Origin of the sequence: Campylobacter sp. RKI_CA19_01128 (genome assembly GCF_025771175.1) — a bacterium.
Taxonomy (GTDB): domain Bacteria; phylum Campylobacterota; class Campylobacteria; order Campylobacterales; family Campylobacteraceae; genus Campylobacter_D.
On record NZ_JAKMPU010000001.1, the window covers coordinates 273,096 to 296,229 of the forward strand.

Genomic DNA, 23,134 nt, shown 5'->3' on the forward strand with positions numbered 1-23,134 from the left:
TGCATAAATAAAGTCTATTTGGTATTTTTAATGAAAATATGAGTTTTGAAAAAAGTTATTTGACCTTTTATATTAATGTCAAATTCCAAAGGGATAAAAATCAAAGACGAGTTATTTCTAAGTTTGTAGCTTAATTGTGAATTTTTCTGATAATTTTTTAAGATTTTGTCAAAATTTTCAAGCTTTAAAAGTTCTTTTTCCTGAAGTAAAAAATATAAGGTATTATTATCAATCTTCATAAAATATTTAAAGTCGCTTGAATTAGCAACAAAATCAAATAATACTTCATCGTAATTTTCTTTTAATTTAGAGTATTTTGGATGAAATTTTTTGGACATATTGTGAAATTCTATCTTTTGTGGTTTTAAATGAGTTAAATTATAAGTTTTTAAAAAATCATCAAAACTATAATTGTTGTTATAATTTTTATTAAGATTATGCAAGGTGTTTTTGATGCTTTTAATTTGATTATAATATTGCCTGCTTTGAATATAGTCAAGATTTAAAGAATGTATAGAGATTTCTAATTTTTGCAATTGATATTTTTGTGAAGAAAAGCTTATGTAATTTGCAAAAAATCCTAAAAATAGCGCCATAAATGCAAGTAGATAAAAAGAAAATTTTAATGCTATTTTTTGTTTAAACACGCTTAGATAATTTGCAATCAAAAGCCATAAATTTAAAGCTAATACTGCTAAGCGTTCTGGTGTAAAGCCATATTGTGTAATTCTAATTATAATAGCATAAAATACGAAAATATTTAATAATAGTACTATAACAAAAAAGACATAGAGTAATGATTTTTTGATTTTATAAAAAGATAAATTTATCCAAAGATTAATTAATAAAAAACTACCAAACCAAAGACATAAATGAACTATACTAAGATTTTCTAAAAGATTAAATAATGCTCCTAAACCATAGGTAAAAAGCATGATTATATATAAAATACTAAAAGTATTTAGTATAAAAACAAAAATTTTATGAAAATTGTATGAAGTAAAATTGCCAAGTAAAAATAAAGAAAAAATTCCAGCACTACAAAGCCATAATGATAAAACACAAGAATCTAACATGCTTGAAGAAATATCAAATAAAAAATCAAATGAACCATAAAATATAGCCAAAAATATACCAAAAATGAACCAAAAACTTATACTAAAAGAAATGGCAGCTAAAAAATGATGAAAATAATTAAAATCATATAATTTTCTTGCACATACTAAAGCTATAAGAGCTGTTGTTAAGGAAATATACAAAGAATTATTAGTAAAAAATATTAAATAATTTTCTATACCATCTTTAAAAATAAAATTTAAAAATATATAAAAAATTAGCCCAAAAAATCCAACCCATAAATTTTTCAAACTTTTATAATTTTGTATTAAATTGCTTTTTGATTCAGTGAATGTTTCACAAAAAATTATAAATAGGGTTAAAAGTAAAAAAATACTAGTTTGGTATGAATCATAAAAAAATGCTACAAAAAACCAAAAACATAAATAAAAAATAACTCCAAGTGGATGATTCAATAAAGCTAGATAGCTAGAATTAATAAATTTTTTAAACATGAATATTTTTTATTTTGTTAAGCAAAATTGATACAAATCCTTCAAAGTCAGGTAAATTTAAATCCTTAATTTCTCTTTGCTGTTTTCCCCACATGCATTCAGGAAAAAACCCATCTTCTTTAAAACGTGCCATAACATGAAAATGCACTCTTGGTACATAGTTTGCAAAGGAAGCTATGTTGATTTTTTCTGGGTTATAGTATTCTCTAAGGCTTAATTCACAAGCTAAAACATATTGAAAAAGCATATTTTGCAAAAAGGCTGGGCAATCACTTAATTCTCTGTAATTTTCTTTAGTAAAAATTTTCACCCAAGGAATTTGAGAATTTTCTTTTTCTATAAATAAATAATCATTTTCATAAATCATACTAACCCTTAAGAAAAGACTAGGATTATTCCTAGTCTTTTGATTATTTTTTTGGTCCTATCATTTTTGTAGGATCTACAAATTTAGCAAAGTCTTCTTCACTTACCAAGCCAAGCTCCATAGCACTTTCTTTTAAAGAAATACCTTTTTTATGAGCATTTTTTGCTACTTTAGCTGCATTTTCATAGCCAATGTGTGGGTTTAATGCAGTCACTAGCATTAAAGAATTATGTAAATTATGATCTATTTTTTCTTTATTTGGTTCTATACCAACAGCACAGTGGATATTAAATGAATGCATAGCATCAGCTAATAAATCAAGGCTTTGCAAGAAGTTATAAATAATCACAGGTTTAAAAACATTAAGCTCGAAATTTCCTTGGCTTGCTGCAAAACCAATAGCTGCATCATTTCCCATAACTTGCACTGCAACCATAGTTAAAGCTTCGCATTGAGTAGGATTAACCTTACCTGGCATGATAGAACTTCCTGGTTCATTCTCAGGTATGTTTAACTCTCCAAGACCACATCTAGGGCCACTTGCTAGCCATCTAATATCATTTGCTATTTTCATTAAATTTGCAGCTAAGCCTTTCATAGCTCCATGGGTAAAATTAATTGCATCATGGCTTGTTAGTGCATGGAATTTATTTGGACTTGAAACAAATTTAGTACCTAAAAGCTTGCTTAATTCTTCACTTACTTTTTCACTAAGTTCTGGATGAGCATTTAATCCTGTGCCAACAGCTGTTCCACCTATTGCAAGTTCTCTTAATGTAGGTAAAGAAGCGATGATTTGCTCTTTTGAGTGAAGTAACATAGAAAGATATCCACTAAATTCTTGAGCTAGGGTAAGTGGTGTAGCATCTTGAAGGTGAGTTCTTCCTATTTTAATAATCCCTTCAAATTCTTTTACTTTCTTTTCAAAAGTCGCAATAAGCTCATCTAAAGCAGGGATAAGTTTTTTTTCTACTTGTTCTACTGAAACTATGCTCATAGCAGTTGGAAAGGTATCGTTTGAGCTTTGGCTCATATTTACATGATCATTTGGATGAACAAGTTTTTCTTTTCTAAAATCACCACCCATAATTTCAGTAGCACGATTTGCTATAACTTCGTTCATATTCATATTACTTTGAGTGCCTGAACCTGTTTGCCATATTGCTAGTGGGAAATTATCGTCAAATTTTCCTGCTACAATTTCATCGCAAGCTTGCACAATAGCATTTTTTTTAGCATCATCTAATTTGCCAAGTTTGTTATTTACTAAAGCCAAAGATTTTTTAAGATTTGCAAAAGCATAAATTAAAACTTTTGGCATTTTTTCACAACCAATTTTAAAATTTTCAAAACTTCTTTCAGTTTGTGCACCCCAATATTTATCATTAGGAACTTTAATCTCTCCCATAGTATCGTGTTCGATTCTATATTCCATGGCTTTTCCTTGTAATAAAATAAGATATGATATTTAAACCAAATAAACCCTAAAGTTTGCTTATAATTTAAGAAGTATTTATAAAATTTTTTAAAAAAGTGTAGTTTTTTCAAAACTACACAAAATATTTATTCTACGGTAACACTTTTTGCTAAATTTCTTGGCATATCTACATCATTACCAAGTCTTATAGAAACTTCTAAGGCAAGAAGCTGTAAGATCACCATCATTTCAAAAAATTCACACATATAGTGTTCTTGTTTTGAAGTTCTTATAAAATCATCGCTTAAATCAAAATCAAGTGGAGAAATAGCAAGTAGGGTAGAATCCCTTGCAGCTAATTCTTCTACATTTGATTTGGTTTTTTCATAAAGGCAATTTTGCGGCATTAGTGCAACGGTAAAAAGCTCGCTATCTGCTAGAGCAATAGGCCCATGTTTCATTTCACCTGCTGGATATCCTTCAGCATGCAAGTATGAAATTTCTTTTAATTTTAAAGCCCCTTCTAATGCTAGTGGATAAAATACATCTCTTCCTATAAAGAAGAAGCCATGGCCATGTAGGTATCTTTTTGAAATTCTATGCACTTTTTCATGCAAGTTTTGTTCAACTTTAACTATACTTGGCAAGCTTCTTAGGGCTTTGATTTCTTTACTCATATCTAAATTTGCTTTTTGTGCAAGATAGATTGCAAGCATCCATAAAGTTGCTACTTGAGTGGCAAAAGCTTTAGTTGAAGCCACACCTTTTTCAATGCCCGCTCTAGTAAGTAATGATATATCAGCCAAACGCACGATATTTGAATTATCCACATTGCATATTGCTAAAGTTTTAACTCCTTGTGCTTTTGCTATTTTTAAAGCTTCAAGTGTATCAGCCGTTTCACCGCTTTGAGAGATTACTATAAAAAGAGTATTTTTGCCTATAATGGCTTCTCTGTATCTAAATTCACTTGCTACTTCAACTTTAGTTTTAATCTTTGCAAGTCTTTCAAGCAAATAAGCCCCGCTTAATGCTGCATGATAGCTTGTGCCACAAGCACAAAGTGTGATTTCATCTATGTTTTGTAAAAGAGTTTCATCTATATCTTCAAAAACAATCTGCTCACCTTGTAAGCGTCCCATTAAAACTTCACCTAAAACTCTACTTTGCTCATAAATTTCTTTTTCCATAAAAAATCTATAACCATCTTTTTGAGCATAACTTTTATCTTGGCTTAAAGCCACAAAAGTAGGTTGTATGCAAGCTTGATCATGACAAATTTTGCATTCGTTTAAATTCACATATCCATAATCTCCATCTTCAAGATAAGCTACTTTATCCACTAAAGAAACTAAAGGTGCATCACTTGATGCAAAATAATATTCATTTTCATCGTCATTTTTTCCGATGATGAGTGGCACTGCATTTTTAGCAAAATAAATTGTATTCGGATCTTTTTTACTTACAAGCAAGATTGCAAAAGCACCTTTTAATTCAGCTATAGTCTTTTTGAAAGCTTCAAATGGTTCTAAATTACTTGCATAGTATTCAAATAAATGTACAATAACTTCAGTGTCAGTTTGACTTAGAAAATTAACACCTTCTTGTGTGAGTTTTGTTTTTAATTCTTGGTAATTTTCTATGATTCCATTATGTATTACGCAAGAGTATTGTCCTAAATGTGGATGAGCATTTATTTCAGTTGGTTTTCCATGAGTTGCCCAACGCGTATGACCTATAGCAAGCCCAAATCCATCACTATTAAAATTAGCAGTTTTATTGGCTAAATTTTCTAATTTTCCAACCGCTTTAAAAAAGTCTAACTCCCCATCTTTCATTACTGCTATACCGGCACTATCATAACCTCTATACTCAAGCTCTTTTAAGCCTTCTAATATGATTTTTTTCTTTTCTTTGGTTCCTATATATCCTACTATTCCACACATCTTTTACTCGCTTATTAGTGATTTAAGAATTTGATCTTTATGATCTTGCAAGCTTTCATTTTTATGCAAAATCAAAACATTTCGCGTTCTTTCTTTTATGGTTTGAATTTTTGCTGCGCTTAAGATAATATCATATCTTGCAAGCACATCCATCACATAAGCCATTAAACCTTTTTGATCTTTTGTATTTAAGGTTATTTTGGCATAGCTTTTGGAATAATTCATATCTAATTTTAATTCATCTTTTTTAATGTTTGGTTTTTTTGCCTTTTTTTGTACTTTTAAATGTAATTTAGAATTTAGTAAATTTTCTAAACTTTGTTTTTGAGTATCGCTTACTATATCTGAATATTCAAATTTCAAATAAACTTTTTCATCAAATAATTCAAAGAAGCTCATAAAGATTAAATTCAAAGAACTTAAAGTATTGAGTATATTTTCAAGATTGTTTTTTCTATTCATTATAAGCTCTAGGGTAAAATTATCTTGATTATCAAGCCAAAAAGTAAAATTTTCTTTTTGTGTAATTTGCGTTATTTTAATGATTTTTTCAAAACTATTTTTTATAAAAAATAAATTGGATTTAATATGAGTAATATTATTTTGAGTTTGTTCATCAAGATCTAAAAAAGCCTTACTTCTTTTTAGGGTTTGTTCTTTTTTTACTCTTCTTTGGCTCTCATCAATTAAATTCTCATCCTCAAAGCCTTCTAGTGCATTTTGAAATAATCTTTCTAAACTTTTATAATAAAAATGATTTTCTATACCCAAAGCTTTAGCATTGCAAAAAGATAAAAGATGTAAGGTTTTTAAGGTATTTATATCATTTAATTTGGAAATAAAATTTAAAACAATAGTAGAATTATAAATATCTTCTTTTTCTATAATGTCTTTAAAAGCATTAAAATTTTTATATAATCTTAAGCCAAAATCTAAAAGCTCATTATCAACTTGGAATTTTCCTACATAAGCTCTGTAAATATTTGCTAAAGAAATTTCATTTTCTTCATGAATAGCACTTAAAAGTATGGTGAGTTTTATTATTAAAAGTGTATTTTCATCAAAGCTATAATCTTTTTCTTCAAAGTATTTTAAGCAAAGTAATGCTCTATCTAATGCACTATAAACACCTTCTTCTTCAAGCAAGAATTTGCTTTGAGTAAGAGGTTTGCAAAAATCTTTTAAAATATTAGCATCAGCAAGAAGTTTTAAAAGAGCAAAAGAATGTTTTCTTTCTAAAATTTTCTTGAATAATTCTAAATTTTCATCTTTGTTTTCTGCTCTTTTTAATGCAAAAATGAGTTTGATATCAAAATTATAATCTTTATCATCTAATTTTAAAAGTTGATTTAATATCAAGTTTAGGTTTTCACTTTTGTTAGAATAAGTAAAAAAGCTATCTTGTGTTTCATAAAGTTCATTATCTTTATAGTGTTTTTCTTGGATGCGCCTTGCTAAAAATTGTGTATAAATTCCACAAGTTTGCATACATTGCATAGCTTTTTGAATAAGTATGGATTTAAGATCTAAATTTTTCTTTTCTTTTTTTTGCATTAAGTTAGCAAGTTCTTGTGAATTTTGTATTAAAAATAAATTAGTGTTTTTACCTTCTAAAAGATTCATTGCACATTTAAGTGAAAATAAAAAATCACTTGCAAGTTTAAATTCGCTTAATTCTTTTTCGTTGATAAAATTAAGCATATAGTTTTTAGGAGAATCTTTAAATAATATACTTAAATTTTCTATATCAAGTTGCTCATCTAAACCACCAAAATTTTTATTAATGTCAAATTCTTGCTTGATTAAAGGTTGATGATAAGGGTTAAATTCTTGTAAGATTTTTAAAGCAAATTCTTCTTTTAATTCATCTTGAGCTTGAGAAATTTTTTCTTTGATTTGTTTGAATAAAATTTTAGATCCGCAAATATAACGATATTGTAAAATATTTTGTTTTAACTCGTTTTTAGCTATATTATAAAGTCCATTTATTTCACAAATTTGATAATTGATATTTAAATTAATATCATTTAATGAAGTAATAAATGCTTTCATTAAAGGCTTGATATTATAAGCTTTTATATCTTTATAAATAAGTAATAAATCAACATTTTCTTTTATACTTAAATTCATTTTAGCATATTGTTTAATAGCGATAATACAAAAAGGGAATTTATCATTATGCGGAAAATAATCATCAAAAAAATCATTCAAAACAAGCTCGTAAACATCTTCTATAAAACGATCAATTTCTTTAGAATGGTAAAAACTAAACGAGCCTTGTTTTAAAAAAAGTCTAGAGCAATAAGCTTCATAATCTTTTAAAGAATTTTTTAATTTTTGAATTTTTTGTATATCCATAACTTGATAATAATCCTTATTTAATTTTACTAGTATCATACCAAAAATACTTTGTATTAAATTTTAAGTAAGTTAAAATTATAATTGTAATTTAAATTTAAAAAATGGTAAGAACATGCAAACAATTATAGAAAAACTAGAAAATCAAGAAAGATTAAATGAAGAAGAAGCTAACAAGCTTTGGGATTTAGAGCTTTTTACTTTAGGCAAATACGCACAAAGAATTCGAACTAATTTGCATGGTAAAAAGGTTTATTTTAATATCAATCGCCATATTAATCCTACAAATATATGTGCAGATACTTGTAAATTTTGTGCTTTTTCAGCACACAGGAAAAATCCTAATCCTTATACTATGTCGCACGAAGAGATAATGAAAATAGTCGATGAAACAGTTTTAAGAGATACAAAAGAAATTCATATCGTTTCAGCACATAATAAAAACACTTCATGGCAGTGGTATTTGGAAATTTTTAAAATGATTAAAGAAAAATATCCATTTTTACATATTAAAGCCTTAACTGCTGCTGAGATTGATTTTTTAAGCAGGGCTTTTAATATGAGCTATGAAGAAGTGATAGAAAAAATGCTTGAATATGGCGTTGATTCTATGCCAGGTGGTGGGGCTGAAATTTTTGATGAGGAAGTTAGAAAAAAAATTTGTCATGGTAAAGTAAGTAGTGAAAATTGGTTAAAAATTCATAAACTTTGGCATGAAAAAGGCAGACAAAGTAACGCCACAATGCTTTTTGGGCATATAGAAAATAGAGAAAATAGAATTAATCATATGATAAGATTGAGAAATCTTCAAGATCAAACTGGTGGTTTTAATGCTTTTATTCCTTTGGTTTGGCAACAAGATAATAGTTTTATTACAGGTAAAAAACCGCTTGGCTCGGTAGAAATTTTAAAAACCTTAGCTATAGCAAGGATAGTGCTTGATAATATTAAAAATATTAAAGCTTATTGGGCAACTATGGGTATAAATTTAGCTATGGTAGCTCAAGATTTTGGTGCAAATGATTTAGATGGTACTATAGAAAAAGAAAGCATACAAAGTGCAGGTGGGGCAAAAAGTTCAAATGGCTTGAGTTTAAAAACTTTTATAGAAATGATTCAAAGCTCAGGCTATATAGCAATAGAACGAGATAGTTTGTATAATGAATTAAAAACTTATTAAGGATAAAAATGGATTTTTTTAAACTTAAAGAACATAATAGTGATGTAAAAACTGAAATTTATGCAGGTATTGCTACTTTTTTAGCAATGATTTATATTATACCAGTTAATGCAAATATTATGAGTAATTCAGGTATGCCACTAGAAGCTTTAATTGTTGCAACTGCTTTAGTAACTATTATAGCTACTACTTTTAGTGCTTTTTTCTCTAATACTCCTGTGGCTATGAGTGTGGGTATGGGGCTAAATGCGTATTTTACTTTTAGCGTGTGTAATACCTATCAAATTCCTTGGCAAAGTGCTTTGGGAGCTGTATTTTTATCGGGTATTGTTTTTACTTTATTATCTTTTACTAATTTTAGAATTTGGGTGATAAAAAGCATACCAAATGATTTAAGAAAAGCCATATCAGCAGGTATTGGAACCTTTATAGCTTTTATGGGACTTGTGCAAATGGGGATTATCACCAAAAGCGAAGCAACTTTAGTGGGTTTGGGCGATTTTTCAAGCACTAAAGTGCTTTTTGGATTGTTTGGCTTGTTTTTGGTTTTTGTTTTTTGGGCTTGGAGGATTAAAGCCGCGTTTATTTTAGCTGTTTTTGTAAGTGCTTTGTGTGCTTGGATTTTTGGTATTGATGGAGCTAAATTTCCTGAGCAACTTTTATCTTTACCAGTTATTAGTGGAGATAATGGTTTAAGTACTATATTTGGTAAGCTTGATATTAAAGGAGCTTTAGAGCTTAGTATGATTCCTATAGTACTTACTTTTTTTGTTACTCAGCTTTTTGATAGTGTGGGCACAATCACAGGTGTAGGCTCAAGAGGAAAAATATTTGATGATCCAAAGCAAGGTGAAAAAAAATTAGGTAAAACCTTGGGCGCTGATGCAGCAAGTTCAGCCATGGGGGCAGTTGTTGGAACTTCTACTGTAACTGCTTTTGTGGAAAGCTCAGCAGGGGTAGAAGCAGGAGGTAGGACAGGACTTACAGCTTTAGTTACTGCTATATGTTTTGTTTTTACTTTATTTTTACTGCCAGTATTTAAAGCCATTCCTGCAAATTCTATTTATCCTATTTTGGTGCTTGTTGGTGTTTTAATGTTTATGGAAGTTGCAAATATTAATTTTAAAGATAAAGCTATAGCAGTAAGTGCGTTTTTTATTATCATCATGATGCCACTAACTTACTCTATTACTACAGGTTTTGCTTTTGGATTTATTGTGTATTTATTTATGCGTATCATGCAAAAAGAATTTGATAAAATTAATCTTGGTATTATTGTATTAAGTGCGATTTCATTGCTAGTATTTTTATTACAATTTTTATAGGAAGTGATTATGTATTATTATGCTTATGAAGAATTTCAAAAAGAAATTATCCCTTTTACCCGCAAAATTAAGGAAGAATTTAATCCTGATGTGTTACTTGCCATTGCAAGAGGTGGTATGACTTTGGGTCATTTTTTAGCAGAAGGTATGGGTAATAGAAATTTATTTTCTTTAAATTCCATTCATTATGAAGACACTCAAAAACTAGATACGATTAAAATTTTTAATATCCCTGATCTTAGTTCATATAAAAAAGTTCTTTTGATAGATGATATTATAGATAGTGGTGAAACTATGATAGAAATCAAAAGAGTTTTAATGAAAAAATATCCTCATTTAGAACTCAAAGTAGCAAGTGTTTTTTATAAACCTTCAGCATTGTTAATCCCTGAGTTTTATATAAAAGAAGCTAAAGAGTGGATTGACTTTTTTTGGAGTATTAAAATTTAGCTTTAAATCAAATACAAATGCTATAATATATATTGACTTTATTTTGTTAAGAAAGGATGTCTTATGAGTTTAACAAGAAGAAAATTTCTAAAAGGAATTGCTGCTACTTCAGCGATTGCTTCGGTTAATCCTTTAATAGCCGCAAGTGAGGGAACTAAATTTTATGATACTAAAAAAATTCCTCACGCTACTCACTTTGGTGCTTTTTGGGCTGAAGTAAATTCAGAAGGAAAACTTGTAAAAGTTACACCACAACAATCTGACAAACATCCTTCTATTATCACTGATGCTATCATTGATAGAACTTATTCAGATACTAGGGTAAAGTATCCTTGTGTTAGAAAAAGTTTCTTAGAAGGTAAAAAAAGACCTAAATTAAGAGGTAAAGAACCTTTTGTAAGAGTAAGCTGGGAAAAAGCTTTAGAGCTTGTATTGCAAAAATTAAAAGAAACTCCTATTGAAAATTTATTTAATGCAAGTTATGGTGCTTGGGGGCATGTAGGTTTATTGCACAATTGTAACTCAGTAGCAGGAAGATTTTTTAATACAGCTTTAGGTGGTCACATCGGCACTGATGGAGAGTATAGTAATGGAGCTGCTGGTAAGGTTAATGCTAGTATAGTAGGGGATTTAGAAGTTTATTCTTTACAAACTTCTCATGAGGTGATTTTAGAAAATACCCAAGTTTATGTTTTATGGGGAGCTGATCTTTATAAATGTAATCAAATTGACTTTAAAGTTGCAAATCGTGGTAATGATGAGTATTATAAAAAATACAGCAAATCAAATATCAAATTTATTAGTATTGATCCTCAATATACTCAAACAGCAGAGATTTTAAATGCCCAGTGGATTAAAATTCGTCCAAATACTGATGTGGCTTTAATGCTTGGTATGATGAATTATTTATATAAAAGTGGAAAATACGATAAAAAATTCATTGAAAAATATACTGATGGTTTTGACAAATTCTTACCTTATTTACTTGGAAAAACTGATGGTATTGATAAAACTCCAGCTTGGGCTGCAAATATTACCGGTGTTGAAGAAAAAGTTATTACCGCATTAGCAGATACTTTTGTGAAAAATAGAACCTTTTTAGCAGGTAACTGGGCTATGCAAAGAGCACACCATGGCGAACAAGCTGATTGGACTTTAATGGTTTTAGCTTCAATGATAGGTCAAGTGGGTTTACCTGGTGGTGGATTTGGTTTTTCAATGCACTATTCAGGTGGTGGACAAGCATTTTCAGGTGTAAGATTGCCAGTAGGTTTACCGCAAGGTAAAAATAATCTTGATACTAATATCCCTGCAAGTAGAATTTCAGAAGCAATATTAAATCCAGGCAAAACAGTTAAGTTTAAAGGTAAAGAGATTACCTATCCAAAAATCAAACTTATGTATGTAGTAGGTGCTTCTGTATTGGGTCATCATCCAGATACAAATGAGCTTATCAAAGCTTTAAGAACTCTTGATACGCTAATCGTACATGAGCCTTGGTGGACTCCTATGGCAAAAATGGCTGATATTGTATTGCCTTCAACTACAACTTTAGAAAGAGATGATATTAGTTTTGGTGGTTCTTATTCTCAAGATTATGTTTATGCTATGAAAAAAGTAATTGAGCCTTATTTTGAAAGTAGAAATGATTATGATATTTTTGAAGAATTAGCAAAAAGAATAGGTGAAAGAGAGCATAAAAAATTCACCGGAAATAAAACAAAAGAGCAGTGGCTTGAAGGTTTTTATGGCAGAAGTGATTGTCCTTATTATATGGAATTTGCTGATTTTTGGAAACAAGGATTTATTCATTTTGAAGCTCCAAAAGAAGCTTATAATTTCGTAAGACACTCTGAATTTAGAGCTGATCCTGTGGCAAATAAACTTGCAACAGAAAGTGGAAAAATTCAAATTTATTCACCAAAATTTGAAAAATATAATTTAGAAGATTTTAAAGCACATCCAACTTGGTTTGAACCAGCTGAGTGGTTAGGTAATGAAAAATTAGTTAAAAAATATCCTTTCCATTTGTTAAGCCCGCATCCAAGATATAGAGTGCATTCTCAGCTTGATAATACTTGGGTAAGAGATTTGTATAAAATTCAAGGTAGAGAGCCTGTGGTGATTAATACAAATGATGCTAAAAAACTTGGTATTACTCATGGGGAAGTTGTAGAAGTATATAATGATCGTGGTTCACTTTTAGCAGGTGCTTTTGTAACAGATAATATTATGGAAGGGGTTATTAGTATTCAAGAGGGTGCTTGGTATGATCCTGAAGATGTAAGCGATAGCAAGCCAAGATGCAATGCAGGTCATGTAAATGTTTTAACAAGCTCAAGACCAACTTCAACTATGGCTCAAGCAACTAGCGTTAATACTTGTCTAGTGGGTATTAAAAAGCTAAAAGAAGTTATAAAACCTTATAACTCAACTACACCACCAGAAATTATAGGAGCTTAATAATGAAGAAGATTATATTAGTATTGACTTTTTTAGCTAGTGCTTTATTTGCTAAAGATATGTTTATTTTTAATGAAAAAGTAGATCTTTTAGATAGTGCTAACAAAAAAGTGGTAGGACAAATTTATGAAGGCTCTAAAGTAGAGCTTATAAAAGAAGAGGGTGAATATTCTTTGATTAAAGTTAAAGGTGAGGTTGTAGAGACAAATCCAAAAAGCCTTGCTTATACTAAAGATGGAATTTATCTTTTACTTACTTTAAATGCTAAAAATGCAAGCAATGAAATGGAATTTTTAGTTAAGAGTAAAGATTTAACTGATCAAGAAATTCTTGCTTGGGATGAGATAGAATTAACTTATTATGATACTTGTACAAGTTGTCACGCAGCACATAAACCAAAAGAACATTTAATGGAAGAATGGGATGCATACTTATCTGCTATGCAAGGGTTTGCAAAAATTACTGATGCAGAAAAAGATAGAATTTTAAGATTTTTACAATCTCACGCAAGTAATGGTCCTGTAAAACTTGACTAATCAAAAATGAAAAGGTATTTGCTAGCCGTTTTATTTTTTGATTTTTGTGCTTTATTATATGGCATAAGCACTTTATCTATAAGCTACAATGAAGCACAAATTTATTTTTATGATCATAGCTTAATTGCTATGATCGCTAGATTTGGCACCACTCTTTTTGGTCAAAATGATTTTGGATTAAGACTTCCTTTTGTTTTATTGCACTCTTTAAGCTGTGTTTTATTATACATTTTAGCTTTAAAATATACCAAAACTTCTTTTGATGCTTTTATTTCTGTGGTGCTTTTTATATTGCTCCCTGGTAGTGTAGCTAGTGCTTTACTTATTAATGAATCAAGTATTGTGATATTTTTTACACTTTTGATTTTAGTATTATTTGAATATAAGAAAATATTTTTATTTTATATTTTATTGGTTTTAGTTCTTTTTGTAGATGGAAATTTTGCAATTTTATACTTATCTTTTTTCTTTTTTGCTATTTATAAAAAAGATAAATTACTTATTATATGTTCTTTGATTTTATTTGCTATCGCAATGAGTGTTTATGGATTTGATGCAAGTGGAAAGCCTAAGGGGTATTTTTTGGATACTTTGGGTATTTTTGCAGCTTGTTTTTCGCCTTTGATTTTTCTTTATTTTTTTTATGTTGTTTACAGAATTCTTTTACAAGATGATAAGCCACTTTTATGGTTTATTAGTGCAAGTACTTTTGTTTTTTGTTTAATTTTTTCTATAAGACAAAGACTTTTTTTAGAAGATTTTTTACCTTTTTGTGTGGTTTGTACGCCTTTGTTGATTCGCTATTTAATGTCTTCTTATCGTTCAAGAATGCCACAATTGCGCCTAAAACATAAAATTTTTATAGAATGTTCTTTGGTATTTTTATTATTTTTTTATCTTGGTATTGTTTTTAATCAAAGTTTTTATTATTTATTAAAAGATCCCAAAAGACATTTTGCCTATGATTATCACATAGCTAAAGAATTAGCTCTAAATTTAAAACAACACAATCTCACACATATTGCTACACAAGATAAAGAACTAGCCTTAAGACTTAAATTTTATGGTATTTCTAAGGGTAAACTAGAGCTTCATTCTAGTAAAAAAGCTAGTAAAATCTATGTTAGTTTAGGTAAGCATAAAATATATTATTCTATAAAATGAAACAAGCTTTTACTTTAATAGAACTGGTTTTTGTTTGTATAATATTATCCTTATTATTTTCTATGGCTTATGTTTATTATAAACCTGATTATTTGCGTTTGGGAGCTGAGCAAGTTTTAAATGATATTAAATACACAAGACATTTAGCTTTAATGCAAAATGATTTTAGGGTTAAAGAATTTAACATTGCTAAACGAGAGTGGTTTAAGGCTAAATGGCAGCTGTATTTTATACGCTCAAAATCTGCCACTAATAATGAACAAACCTATACCATTTTTTTAGATAAAAACGGCGATGGCAATGCAAACATAGGTAAAAATATGATCAATAAAGACAGAGAAATAGCTGTTGATCTTATCAATCCAGATATATTAATGAACTCAGGTCAAAGTGGAGTGATAAATCAAAATGATTTCAAAGCAAATTTAAAATATAATATAGAAAAAACTTATGGTATATCTAAAGTTTTGTTTGAAGGTGCTTGTAAAGGAAGTACGCGTTTAGTTTTTGATGGTTATGGTCGTTTATATACACCTTTAAAAAATGCTACACGTGCTTATGATAAACTTGCTTCTTTTAATAATGATTGCATTATAAGATTATCTAATAATCAAAATGAGCATATATGCATTATTATAAATCCCATTAGTGGCTATGCTTATATCCCTAAATTTTCTTCAAATAAATCACAAAATATTATACTTAATAATAAAAACACCTACTGTCATGCCTTATAAGATATATTGATGTTATATCACCCTGCCCAGTTTCCAAACATTAACTATCAAAGAGCATAATTACATCTGTAAAAGCAAACATTCATAGATAACTCCTTAGTTTTTAAAGATCTAGTTTTTGCTAGATCTTTAAAGATATATAGTTTTAAATATGAATGAGATTATTTATAAAATATAAAATTAGGAATAAAATTAAATTATAATTTTAAAGATTTAATTTAATATAGGTTAATTATCTAAGCTATAATCATTATATACTAATAATTTATAGTATAACAACATACTATAACTTCAAATATATATCCCAATAAATACATATTTTTGTTTACTTTAAGAATTCTCATATAAAACTATGATATAATACAAGCCATAGTTTTAATTTTAATAAGGAGAATTCTCATGAAACTAGTTAAACTTAGTTTAGTAGCAGCTTTAGCTGCAGGTGCTTTTTCAGCAGCTAACGCTGTTTCACTTGAAGAAGCTATAAAAGATGTTGATGTATCAGGAATGATGAGATACAGATTCCAGTCTGATAGAATGGATGTTGGAAATAATGCTGGAAAAGAAATCCGAGATGGTTTTAACAGCTCAAAAAACAATGAGCATAAATTTAAAGCTCAATTAAACTTCAAAGCAGCTTTAGATGATAACTTCAAAGCTTTCGTTCAATTTCAATATGATGCAACTGATAAAGGTTTTGGAAGCATAGTGGCTGATGAAAACACAGGAACAGATACTCATACTTCATTTGCTGTAAATCAAGCTTACTTAGAATACACTAACGAAGCTTATGCTACAAGTGTAACTTTCGGTAAAATGGAAGTTGGTTCTATTTGGACTGATGACTTAGTAGGAACAGGAGCTAAAGTAGTAAATACTTCTATCGAAGGTTTAACTTTTGCAGGTTATTGGTTTGACGCTTTCAACTGGGATGATGATGGTGATACTTCTATAGGTAAAACAATTGTAGCTTATAATGCTAATTCAGAGACTTATAATTTAGCAAATAGTCCAGTAACCCTAGCTAAATCATCACTATATGGTGCTGCTGTATTAGGTGACTTTGATCCATTTGCTTTCCAAATTTGGGCTGCTTACTCAAATAACTGGGCATTCTTATATGCAGTAGATGCTAGTTATAAATTTGCATTTAACGATGCTAATTTCAAAATCCAAGCTCAATACTTAGGAAATAGCCTAGATAGTGACAAAGAAAAATTAGGCTTAGACAATGGTAACTTCTATGCTGGACAAATTCAAGCAAATATCTATGCTTTTGATTTCCAAGCAGGTGTAGTTGGCTATGGTGAAAAAGATAAAGGTAGCGTAGTTGTATTAGAAGATAAAGGTAGAGTAATCGCTCCAGGTGAGCAAATTTTCTACTCTCACGGAAGTAGATTAACAGGTGACACAGGTGAAAACTTCTTCTATTTTGCAGGTTTAGGTTATACTTTTGCTGAAACTTTAAGAGTAGGATTTGATTATGTTGGTGGTACAACTGAATTAAGTCATGGTTACAAAGATATAGATAAAAATGAATACATTGCAAGAGTATCTTACGCTTATAGTCCAAAACTTACATTTAGTGGATTCTATTCTTACTTAACTGAAGATTTCAATGAAGCTGGTGTAGATGACATTAAAGATCAATTCATCAGACTTGAAGCTCTATACAAATTCTAATTATAAAAGCTAAGCCAAAAGGCTTAGCTTACTATATCTAAAATTATCTCTTCTTTTAATCCTTGTATTTTAATTTCTTTTATTTTTAAATCATTAGGTAGATTTTCTAGCAAAGCTTCTTTGCTATGTATATTTTTACTTGCTAGTATTCTTAATATTTTACCCCTATAAGCTTTTGCAAAGTGACTTAAAGTTTTGGAATTTTTTAAAAAAGTGAGGGTAATAAAGGGTTGTTTAATGGTGTAAAATTTTTCATAAAATTTGGCTCTAAGATCGATTATTAATTCATTTTCTAAAAAATCATCAAGTTCACTGGAAAAATTTTCTTTATAAAATTTTTCTATATTAAAATCTTTGATTTTCTCTCCTTGTTTTAATTTATAATAAGGTATTAAATCTTTTGCTAAAATAGGACCAAAAAGATTTGAAAATATTAATACATTTTCATCTATATATTTTTTAGAAATTTCACCCAAACTCTCATAATCTAAATATTCAAAAGCAACACCATTGTATCTTTGAATTGCTTTAGTTGTATCTTTTTTTAATATATCTTGACTAAGATCATATAATTCATCTTTGTCTTTGATACCAAAAAATTTTTCAAGAACATTTTCATCACATTCTTTAATAAAATTTTTGTATTTAGCAATTACTTCAAGTCTTTTATCGTATAACTTGTTAAATATGAATGATTTTTCATTTAAACAACTATGTGTATTTATTTTACTTTTTCCCTCACTAGGTGAAAATAAAATTTTCATAATAAATCCTTTATTTTTTAAAAATTATACAAAATTATTTAAAACACTTGACATTAATTCAAAATTACATTATAATTCAACTTTATTTTTTGCTGGTTTAGCTCAGTTGGTAGAGCAGCTGCCTTGTAAGCAGCAGGTCGGGGGTTCAAGTCCCTTAACCAGCTCCATTGTTAATAGCAGTGTTTGACCAGAAATAAAAAGCATTATTATTCATGGTGAGTTACTCAAGTGGCCAACGAGGGCAGACTGTAAATCTGCTGGCTTTCGCCTTCCGTGGTTCGAATCCACGACTCACCACCATTGCTTTGCGGGAGTAGCTCAGTTGGCTAGAGCATCAGCCTTCCAAGCTGAGGGTCGCGGGTTCGAGTCCCGTTTCCCGCTCCAACCTGATTTTGGTAGAGTGAAACTGGGAGCTGTTTTTAAATTCAGAATTTCTAGCAGTTTCAAATTTCCAAAATTTTATAGTTTATGTTTTTAATTTTTCTGAGCGCTCGTATGGCTCAGAGGTAGAGCACTCCCTTGGTAAGGGAGAGGTCGCGGGTTCAAGTCCCGCTATGAGCTCCATTGATTTCAAAAGATTATAAAACATAAATTAGTATTTGTTTGTAAATTTTATATGGAGGAAAAAGATGGCTAAAGAAAAATTTTCACGTAATAAGCCTCACGTAAATATTGGTACTATTGGTCACGTTGACCACGGTAAAACTACTTTAACAGCTGCTATCTCTGCTGTTCTTTCAAGAAGAGGTTTGGCTGAGCTTAAAGATTATGATAATATCGATAACGCTCCTGAAGAAAAAGAGCGTGGTATTACTATTGCTACTTCTCACATTGAGTATGAAACAGAAAATCGTCACTATGCTCACGTAGACTGCCCAGGTCACGCTGACTATGTTAAAAACATGATTACTGGTGCTGCTCAAATGGACGGTGCTATTCTTGTTGTTTCTGCAGCAGACGGCCCAATGCCACAAACTAGAGAACACATCTTGCTTTCTCGTCAAGTAGGTGTACCATATATTGTTGTTTTCATGAACAAAGCTGATATGGTTGATGATGCTGAGTTATTAGAATTAGTTGAAATGGAAATTAGAGAATTATTAAGCTCTTATGATTTCCCAGGAGATGATACTCCGATTATTTCAGGTTCAGCTTTACAAGCTCTTGAAGAAGCAAAAGCTGGACAAGATGGTGAATGGTCTAAAAAAATCTTAGATCTTATGGCAGCAGTTGATGAGTATATTCCAACTCCAGCTCGTGATACAGATAAAGATTTCTTAATGCCTATCGAAGATGTATTCTCAATTTCAGGTCGTGGTACAGTTGTTACTGGTAGAATTGAAAAAGGTATTGTTAAAGTTGGTGATACTATTGAAATCGTTGGTATTAGAGAAACACAAAGCACTACAGTAACTGGTGTTGAAATGTTTAGAAAAGAAATGGATCAAGGTGAAGCAGGAGATAACGTTGGTGTTCTTCTTCGTGGAACTAAAAAAGAAGATGTTCTTCGTGGTATGGTTCTTGCTAAACCTAAATCAATCACTCCTCACACTGATTTTGAAGCAGAAGTTTATATTTTAAATAAAGATGAAGGTGGACGCCATACTCCATTCTTTAACAACTATAGACCACAATTTTATGTAAGAACAACTGATGTTACTGGTTCTATCCAACTTGCAGAAGGCGTTGAAATGGTTATGCCAGGCGATAATGTTAGAATTACTGTAAGTCTTATTGCACCAGTTGCGCTTGAAGAAGGTACTCGTTTTGCTATCCGTGAAGGTGGCCGTACTGTTGGTTCAGGTGTTGTTTCTAAAATTATTAAATAATTATAAGCGAGATTTAATCTCGCTTTTTAAGGAATAAAAATGAGAATTAAAGTTGGTTTAAAATGTGAAGAGTGCGGTGATATTAATTATAGCACTTTTAAAAATAGTAAAAATACAACTGAAAAGTTAGAATTAAAAAAATATTGCCCAAGATTGAAAAAACATACAATTCATAAAGAAGTTAAATTAAAAAGTTAAGGCTTTTATAAAAAAGCCCTTAGGGCAATAGCTCCAACGGTAGAGCGCCGGATTCCAAATCCGATGGTTGGGGGTTCGAATCCCTCTTGCCCTGCCACAAAATAAGGTAAAATATGGAAAAACTAATAACTTATTTTAAATTGTCAAAAGCTGAATTAGGAAAAGTAATTTGGCCTTTGAAAGAGCAAGTTAGAAATGCTTATATTACAGTTTTTGTAGTTGTTACTGTTGTTTCATTATTTTTAGCATTAGTTGATTTGATTATGTCATTTTCATTATCTAAGATTATAGGATAGAAAAATGAATCATAAATGGTATGCAATTCAAACTTATGCAGGTAGTGAGATGGCTGTAAAAAGAGCCATAGAAAATTTAGTTAGAGATCATGGAATTCAAGAGCAATTATTAGAAGTAATTGTTCCAACTGAAGATGTGATTGAATTTAAAAATGGTAAAGAAAAAATAAGCGAAAGAAGTTTATATTCAGGCTATGTATTTGCTAATATAGACTTATCAACAGAGCTTTGGCACAAAATTCAGTCTTTACCAAAGGTTGGTCGTTTTATAGGTGAAAGTAAAAAACCAACTCCATTAAGTGAAAAAGATATCAATCTTATTTTAGAAAAGGTGAAAAATAAAGCAGCACCTAAGCCTAAAATTTCATTTGATAAAGAAGAAAGTGTAAGAATAACTGAAGGTCCTTTTGCAAACTTTGTTGGTATTGTAGAGGAATATGATATGGTTAGAGGCGTTTTAAAGCTAAATGTTTCTATATTTGGTAGATCAACTCCAGTAGAAATCTTATACTCTCAAGTTGAAAAAATAGTTTGATTATATAGTAAGTAAAGGAGAAAGGTTATGGCTAAAAAAGTCGTAGGAGAAATTAAATTACAAATAGCTGCTACTAAGGCTAATCCATCACCTCCAGTTGGTCCTGCTTTAGGTCAACAAGGTGTTAATATTATGGAATTTTGTAAGGCATTTAATGAAAGAACAAAAGATATGGCTGGTTTTAATATTCCAGTTGTTATTACTGTTTATGCAGATAAAAGCTTTACATTTATAACAAAACAACCACCAGCTACAGATTTAATTAAAAAAGCTGCAGGTATTTCTAAAGGTGCGGATAATCCTTTAAAAAATAAAGTAGGTAAATTAACTAAAGCACAAGTTTTAGAAATTGTAGATAAAAAAATCGCTGATATGAATACAAAAGATAGAGAGCAAGCTGCTAAAATTATCATGGGTTCTGCTCGTTCTATGGGTGTTGAAATCGTAGATTAATACTCTTTACCGCCAAGAGTTTAAAAAGGCGGTAGCACTTTATATAAAATGCGGAGAAAATTGATGTCTAAAAATACTAAAAGATTTACAGAATTATTAAAAAAAATAGATTCAAATAAAAATTATTTAATGGATGAGGCAATCAGTACAGTAAAAACTCTTGCTTCTGCTAAATTTGATGAAACAGTTGAAATTGCTTTAAAATTAAATGTTGATCCAAGACATGCAGATCAAATGGTAAGAGGTAGTGTTGTTTTACCTTGCGGTACAGGTAAAAAAGTTCGTGTTGCTGTTATTGCAAAAGATGCAAAAGCTGATGAAGCGAAAAATGCAGGTGCTGATATAGTTGGTAGTGATGATTTAGTAGAAGAAATTCAAAAAGGTAATATGAATTTTGATGTTTTAATTGCTACACCAAATTTAATGGGTCTAGTAGGTAAAGTAGGTCGTATTTTAGGACCTAAAGGTTTGATGCCAAATCCTAAAACAGGTACAGTAACAATGGATGTTGCTCAAGCTGTTAATAATGCTAAAAATGGACAAGTTAATTTCCGTGTTGATAAACAAGGAAACATCCATGCAGGTTTGGGTAAAGTTAGTTTTACTCAAGAACAATTAAAAGAAAATATGACAGCATTTGTAAAAGCTATTAATAAACATAAACCAGCTGCTGCAAAAGGAAGATATATTAAAAATGCTAGTCTTTCTTTGACTATGAGTCCTTCTCTTTCTCTTGATACTCAAGAATTGCTTGATACAAAATAAAATTAATGAGAGTTTTTCTCTCATTAATAAAAATTAGATAAGATAATAACTTTTATTTTATCTAATTTTTATCTTAGATTGGAGATAGCCGAGGTCTTAGGACTTAATTAGATTTTCTGCTCTGCTTGAAATCACCGGTCGGAAAGGAGTAAAGATGACTAAAAGCCAAAAAATTGAACTTGTTTCTAAGCTTGAAGAGGGTTTTAAGGCTAGTGAAGCTGTTGTAGTTTGTAATTACAAAGGTTTAAACACTAAAAAACTTGAAGAGTTAAGAAATAATGCGAGAGAAATGGATGTTAAAGTTCAAATTATTAAAAATACTTTAGCAAGTATTGCTCTTAAAAATGCCGGCAAAGATGGAATGGAACTTAAAGATACAAATATTTATCTTTGGGGTGAAGACCAATTAAATGTTTCAAAAGTTGCTGATAAATTTAGCGAAGCTAATCAAACATTTGAGATCAAAACCGCATTTATTGATGGTGAAGTTGCTTCAGTAGATAAAGTTAAAGCTTTAGCTAAAATGCCTTCTCGCAATGAATTACTTGCTATGCTTTTGCAAGTTTGGAATGCACCAATCACCAATTTTACAATTGGATTAAATGCATTAAAAGAAAAAAAAGAAGCTGAATAAAATTTAAAAAGGATAAAAAATGGCAATTACTAAAGAAGATATATTAGAATTTATTTCTAATCTAAGCGTTCTTGAACTTTCAGAATTAGTAAAAGAATTTGAAGAAAAATTTGGTGTTTCTGCTGCTCCAGTTATGGTTGCAGGTGCTGCTGTTGCAGGTGCTGCTGGCGGTGCTGCTGAAGAAAAAACTGAATTTGACATCGTATTACAAGATGGTGGCGATAAAAAAATCAATGTAATTAAAGTTGTTCGTGCTTTAACTGGTCTTGGACTAAAAGAAGCAAAAGATGCTGTTGAACAAACTCCATCAGTTCTTAAAGAAGGTGTTAGCAAAGCTGAAGCTGAAGAAGCTAAAAAACAACTTGAAGAAGCTGGCGCTAAGGTTGAGCTTAAATAATTTTTTTTGTTTTAAAAGAAAGGATTTTATATCCTTTCTTGTTTTCCTTTAATTAGGATTCTTTCT

General features: G+C 29.9%; 22 protein-coding genes and 5 tRNA genes. 21 read left to right on the forward strand and 6 right to left on the reverse strand.

Annotation, left to right across the window (positions count from 1 at the left end):
• Positions 1 to 14: 14 nt before the first annotated feature.
• The 5 genes from L8U98_RS01455 to L8U98_RS01475 form a co-directional block, all read right to left on the reverse strand.
• Entirely contained in the window at positions 15 to 1,571 is a 1,557-nt protein-coding gene (locus L8U98_RS01455; RefSeq protein ID WP_263737837.1) for a hypothetical protein, read from the reverse strand.
• On the reverse strand, positions 1,564 to 1,938 hold the full coding sequence (locus L8U98_RS01460; protein WP_263724577.1) for an HIT family protein: 375 nt from the start codon (positions 1,936 to 1,938) through the stop codon (positions 1,564 to 1,566). The genes L8U98_RS01455 and L8U98_RS01460 overlap by 8 nt, the downstream gene beginning before the upstream one ends.
• A 43-nt stretch (positions 1,939 to 1,981) precedes the next feature.
• Positions 1,982 to 3,373 carry a class II fumarate hydratase gene (gene fumC / locus L8U98_RS01465; RefSeq protein ID WP_263663843.1) on the reverse strand — a complete coding sequence of 464 codons (1,392 nt, stop codon included), beginning with the start codon at positions 3,371 to 3,373 and terminating at the stop codon, positions 1,982 to 1,984.
• Positions 3,374 to 3,501: 128 nt separating this feature from the next.
• On the reverse strand, positions 3,502 to 5,301 hold the full coding sequence (gene glmS, locus L8U98_RS01470) for a glutamine--fructose-6-phosphate transaminase (isomerizing) (RefSeq protein ID WP_263724576.1): 1,800 nt from the start codon (positions 5,299 to 5,301) through the stop codon (positions 3,502 to 3,504).
• 3 nt (positions 5,302 to 5,304) lie between these two features.
• Positions 5,305 to 7,659 carry a nucleotidyltransferase gene (locus L8U98_RS01475; RefSeq protein WP_263724739.1) on the reverse strand — a complete coding sequence of 785 codons (2,355 nt, stop codon included), beginning with the start codon at positions 7,657 to 7,659 and terminating at the stop codon, positions 5,305 to 5,307.
• Positions 7,660 to 7,774: 115 nt separating this feature from the next.
• Here L8U98_RS01475 and mqnE point away from each other — a divergent pair, with 115 nt between their 5' ends.
• The 8 genes from mqnE (at position 7,775) to L8U98_RS01515 (ending at position 17,197) form a co-directional block, all read left to right on the forward strand.
• Positions 7,775 to 8,839: an aminofutalosine synthase MqnE gene (gene mqnE, locus L8U98_RS01480; RefSeq protein WP_263724575.1), complete on the forward strand. Its 1,065-nt coding sequence runs from the start codon at positions 7,775 to 7,777 to the stop codon at positions 8,837 to 8,839.
• A gap of 8 nt (positions 8,840 to 8,847) precedes the next feature.
• Entirely contained in the window at positions 8,848 to 10,164 is a 1,317-nt protein-coding gene (locus L8U98_RS01485) for an NCS2 family permease (protein ID WP_263724574.1), read from the forward strand.
• 9 nt (positions 10,165 to 10,173) lie between these two features.
• Complete coding sequence (locus L8U98_RS01490) at positions 10,174 to 10,614, forward strand: phosphoribosyltransferase (RefSeq protein ID WP_263658582.1); 441 nt, start codon at positions 10,174 to 10,176, stop codon at positions 10,612 to 10,614.
• Positions 10,615 to 10,677: 63 nt separating this feature from the next.
• Positions 10,678 to 13,077, forward strand: a complete 2,400-nt coding sequence (locus L8U98_RS01495; protein WP_263724573.1) for a molybdopterin guanine dinucleotide-containing S/N-oxide reductase — start codon at positions 10,678 to 10,680, stop codon at positions 13,075 to 13,077.
• A gap of 2 nt (positions 13,078 to 13,079) precedes the next feature.
• On the forward strand, positions 13,080 to 13,613 hold the full coding sequence (locus L8U98_RS01500; protein WP_263663848.1) for a hypothetical protein: 534 nt from the start codon (positions 13,080 to 13,082) through the stop codon (positions 13,611 to 13,613).
• Between the two features lie 6 nt (positions 13,614 to 13,619).
• A complete protein-coding gene (locus L8U98_RS01505; protein WP_263724572.1) occupies positions 13,620 to 14,777 on the forward strand; it encodes a hypothetical protein in 1,158 nt (385 codons plus the stop codon).
• Positions 14,774 to 15,514 carry a Tfp pilus assembly protein FimT/FimU gene (locus L8U98_RS01510; RefSeq protein ID WP_263706653.1) on the forward strand — a complete coding sequence of 247 codons (741 nt, stop codon included), beginning with the start codon at positions 14,774 to 14,776 and terminating at the stop codon, positions 15,512 to 15,514. The genes L8U98_RS01505 and L8U98_RS01510 overlap by 4 nt, the downstream gene beginning before the upstream one ends.
• Before the next feature lie 399 nt (positions 15,515 to 15,913).
• Positions 15,914 to 17,197 carry a major outer membrane protein gene (locus tag L8U98_RS01515; protein WP_263724571.1) on the forward strand — a complete coding sequence of 428 codons (1,284 nt, stop codon included), beginning with the start codon at positions 15,914 to 15,916 and terminating at the stop codon, positions 17,195 to 17,197.
• Positions 17,198 to 17,220: 23 nt separating this feature from the next.
• Here the strand turns inward: L8U98_RS01515 and L8U98_RS01520 are convergent, their stop codons facing one another.
• Positions 17,221 to 17,961, reverse strand: a complete 741-nt coding sequence (locus tag L8U98_RS01520) for a YaaA family protein (RefSeq protein WP_263724570.1) — start codon at positions 17,959 to 17,961, stop codon at positions 17,221 to 17,223.
• A gap of 91 nt (positions 17,962 to 18,052) precedes the next feature.
• Between L8U98_RS01520 and L8U98_RS01525 the strand changes: the two genes are divergently transcribed.
• The 13 genes from L8U98_RS01525 (at position 18,053) to rplL (ending at position 23,068) form a co-directional block, all read left to right on the forward strand.
• A tRNA-Thr gene (locus L8U98_RS01525) sits at positions 18,053 to 18,128 on the forward strand.
• A gap of 47 nt (positions 18,129 to 18,175) precedes the next feature.
• A tRNA-Tyr gene (locus L8U98_RS01530) sits at positions 18,176 to 18,261 on the forward strand.
• Positions 18,262 to 18,268: 7 nt separating this feature from the next.
• Positions 18,269 to 18,345: transfer RNA gene (locus L8U98_RS01535), tRNA-Gly, on the forward strand.
• Between the two features lie 105 nt (positions 18,346 to 18,450).
• Positions 18,451 to 18,525: transfer RNA gene (locus L8U98_RS01540), tRNA-Thr, on the forward strand.
• Positions 18,526 to 18,590: 65 nt separating this feature from the next.
• Positions 18,591 to 19,790, forward strand: a complete 1,200-nt coding sequence (gene tuf, locus L8U98_RS01545; RefSeq protein WP_039668122.1) for an elongation factor Tu — start codon at positions 18,591 to 18,593, stop codon at positions 19,788 to 19,790.
• Positions 19,791 to 19,829: 39 nt separating this feature from the next.
• On the forward strand, positions 19,830 to 19,988 hold the full coding sequence (gene rpmG / locus L8U98_RS01550) for a 50S ribosomal protein L33 (protein ID WP_012661178.1): 159 nt from the start codon (positions 19,830 to 19,832) through the stop codon (positions 19,986 to 19,988).
• A gap of 21 nt (positions 19,989 to 20,009) precedes the next feature.
• Positions 20,010 to 20,085: transfer RNA gene (locus tag L8U98_RS01555), tRNA-Trp, on the forward strand.
• Between the two features lie 16 nt (positions 20,086 to 20,101).
• Positions 20,102 to 20,284 (forward strand): preprotein translocase subunit SecE, encoded by a 183-nt coding sequence (gene secE / locus L8U98_RS01560; protein ID WP_012661179.1) that lies wholly within the window; start codon positions 20,102 to 20,104, stop codon positions 20,282 to 20,284.
• A gap of 4 nt (positions 20,285 to 20,288) precedes the next feature.
• Positions 20,289 to 20,819, forward strand: a complete 531-nt coding sequence (gene nusG / locus L8U98_RS01565; protein ID WP_012661180.1) for a transcription termination/antitermination protein NusG — start codon at positions 20,289 to 20,291, stop codon at positions 20,817 to 20,819.
• A 27-nt stretch (positions 20,820 to 20,846) separates the two neighbouring features.
• Positions 20,847 to 21,272, forward strand: a complete 426-nt coding sequence (gene rplK / locus L8U98_RS01570; RefSeq protein WP_012661181.1) for a 50S ribosomal protein L11 — start codon at positions 20,847 to 20,849, stop codon at positions 21,270 to 21,272.
• 63 nt (positions 21,273 to 21,335) lie between these two features.
• Positions 21,336 to 22,037, forward strand: a complete 702-nt coding sequence (gene rplA / locus L8U98_RS01575; RefSeq protein ID WP_039617747.1) for a 50S ribosomal protein L1 — start codon at positions 21,336 to 21,338, stop codon at positions 22,035 to 22,037.
• Between the two features lie 154 nt (positions 22,038 to 22,191).
• Entirely contained in the window at positions 22,192 to 22,671 is a 480-nt protein-coding gene (gene rplJ, locus L8U98_RS01580; RefSeq protein ID WP_012661183.1) for a 50S ribosomal protein L10, read from the forward strand.
• 19 nt (positions 22,672 to 22,690) lie between these two features.
• Complete coding sequence (gene rplL / locus L8U98_RS01585; RefSeq protein WP_263724569.1) at positions 22,691 to 23,068, forward strand: 50S ribosomal protein L7/L12; 378 nt, start codon at positions 22,691 to 22,693, stop codon at positions 23,066 to 23,068.
• Positions 23,069 to 23,134 lie beyond the last annotated feature (66 nt).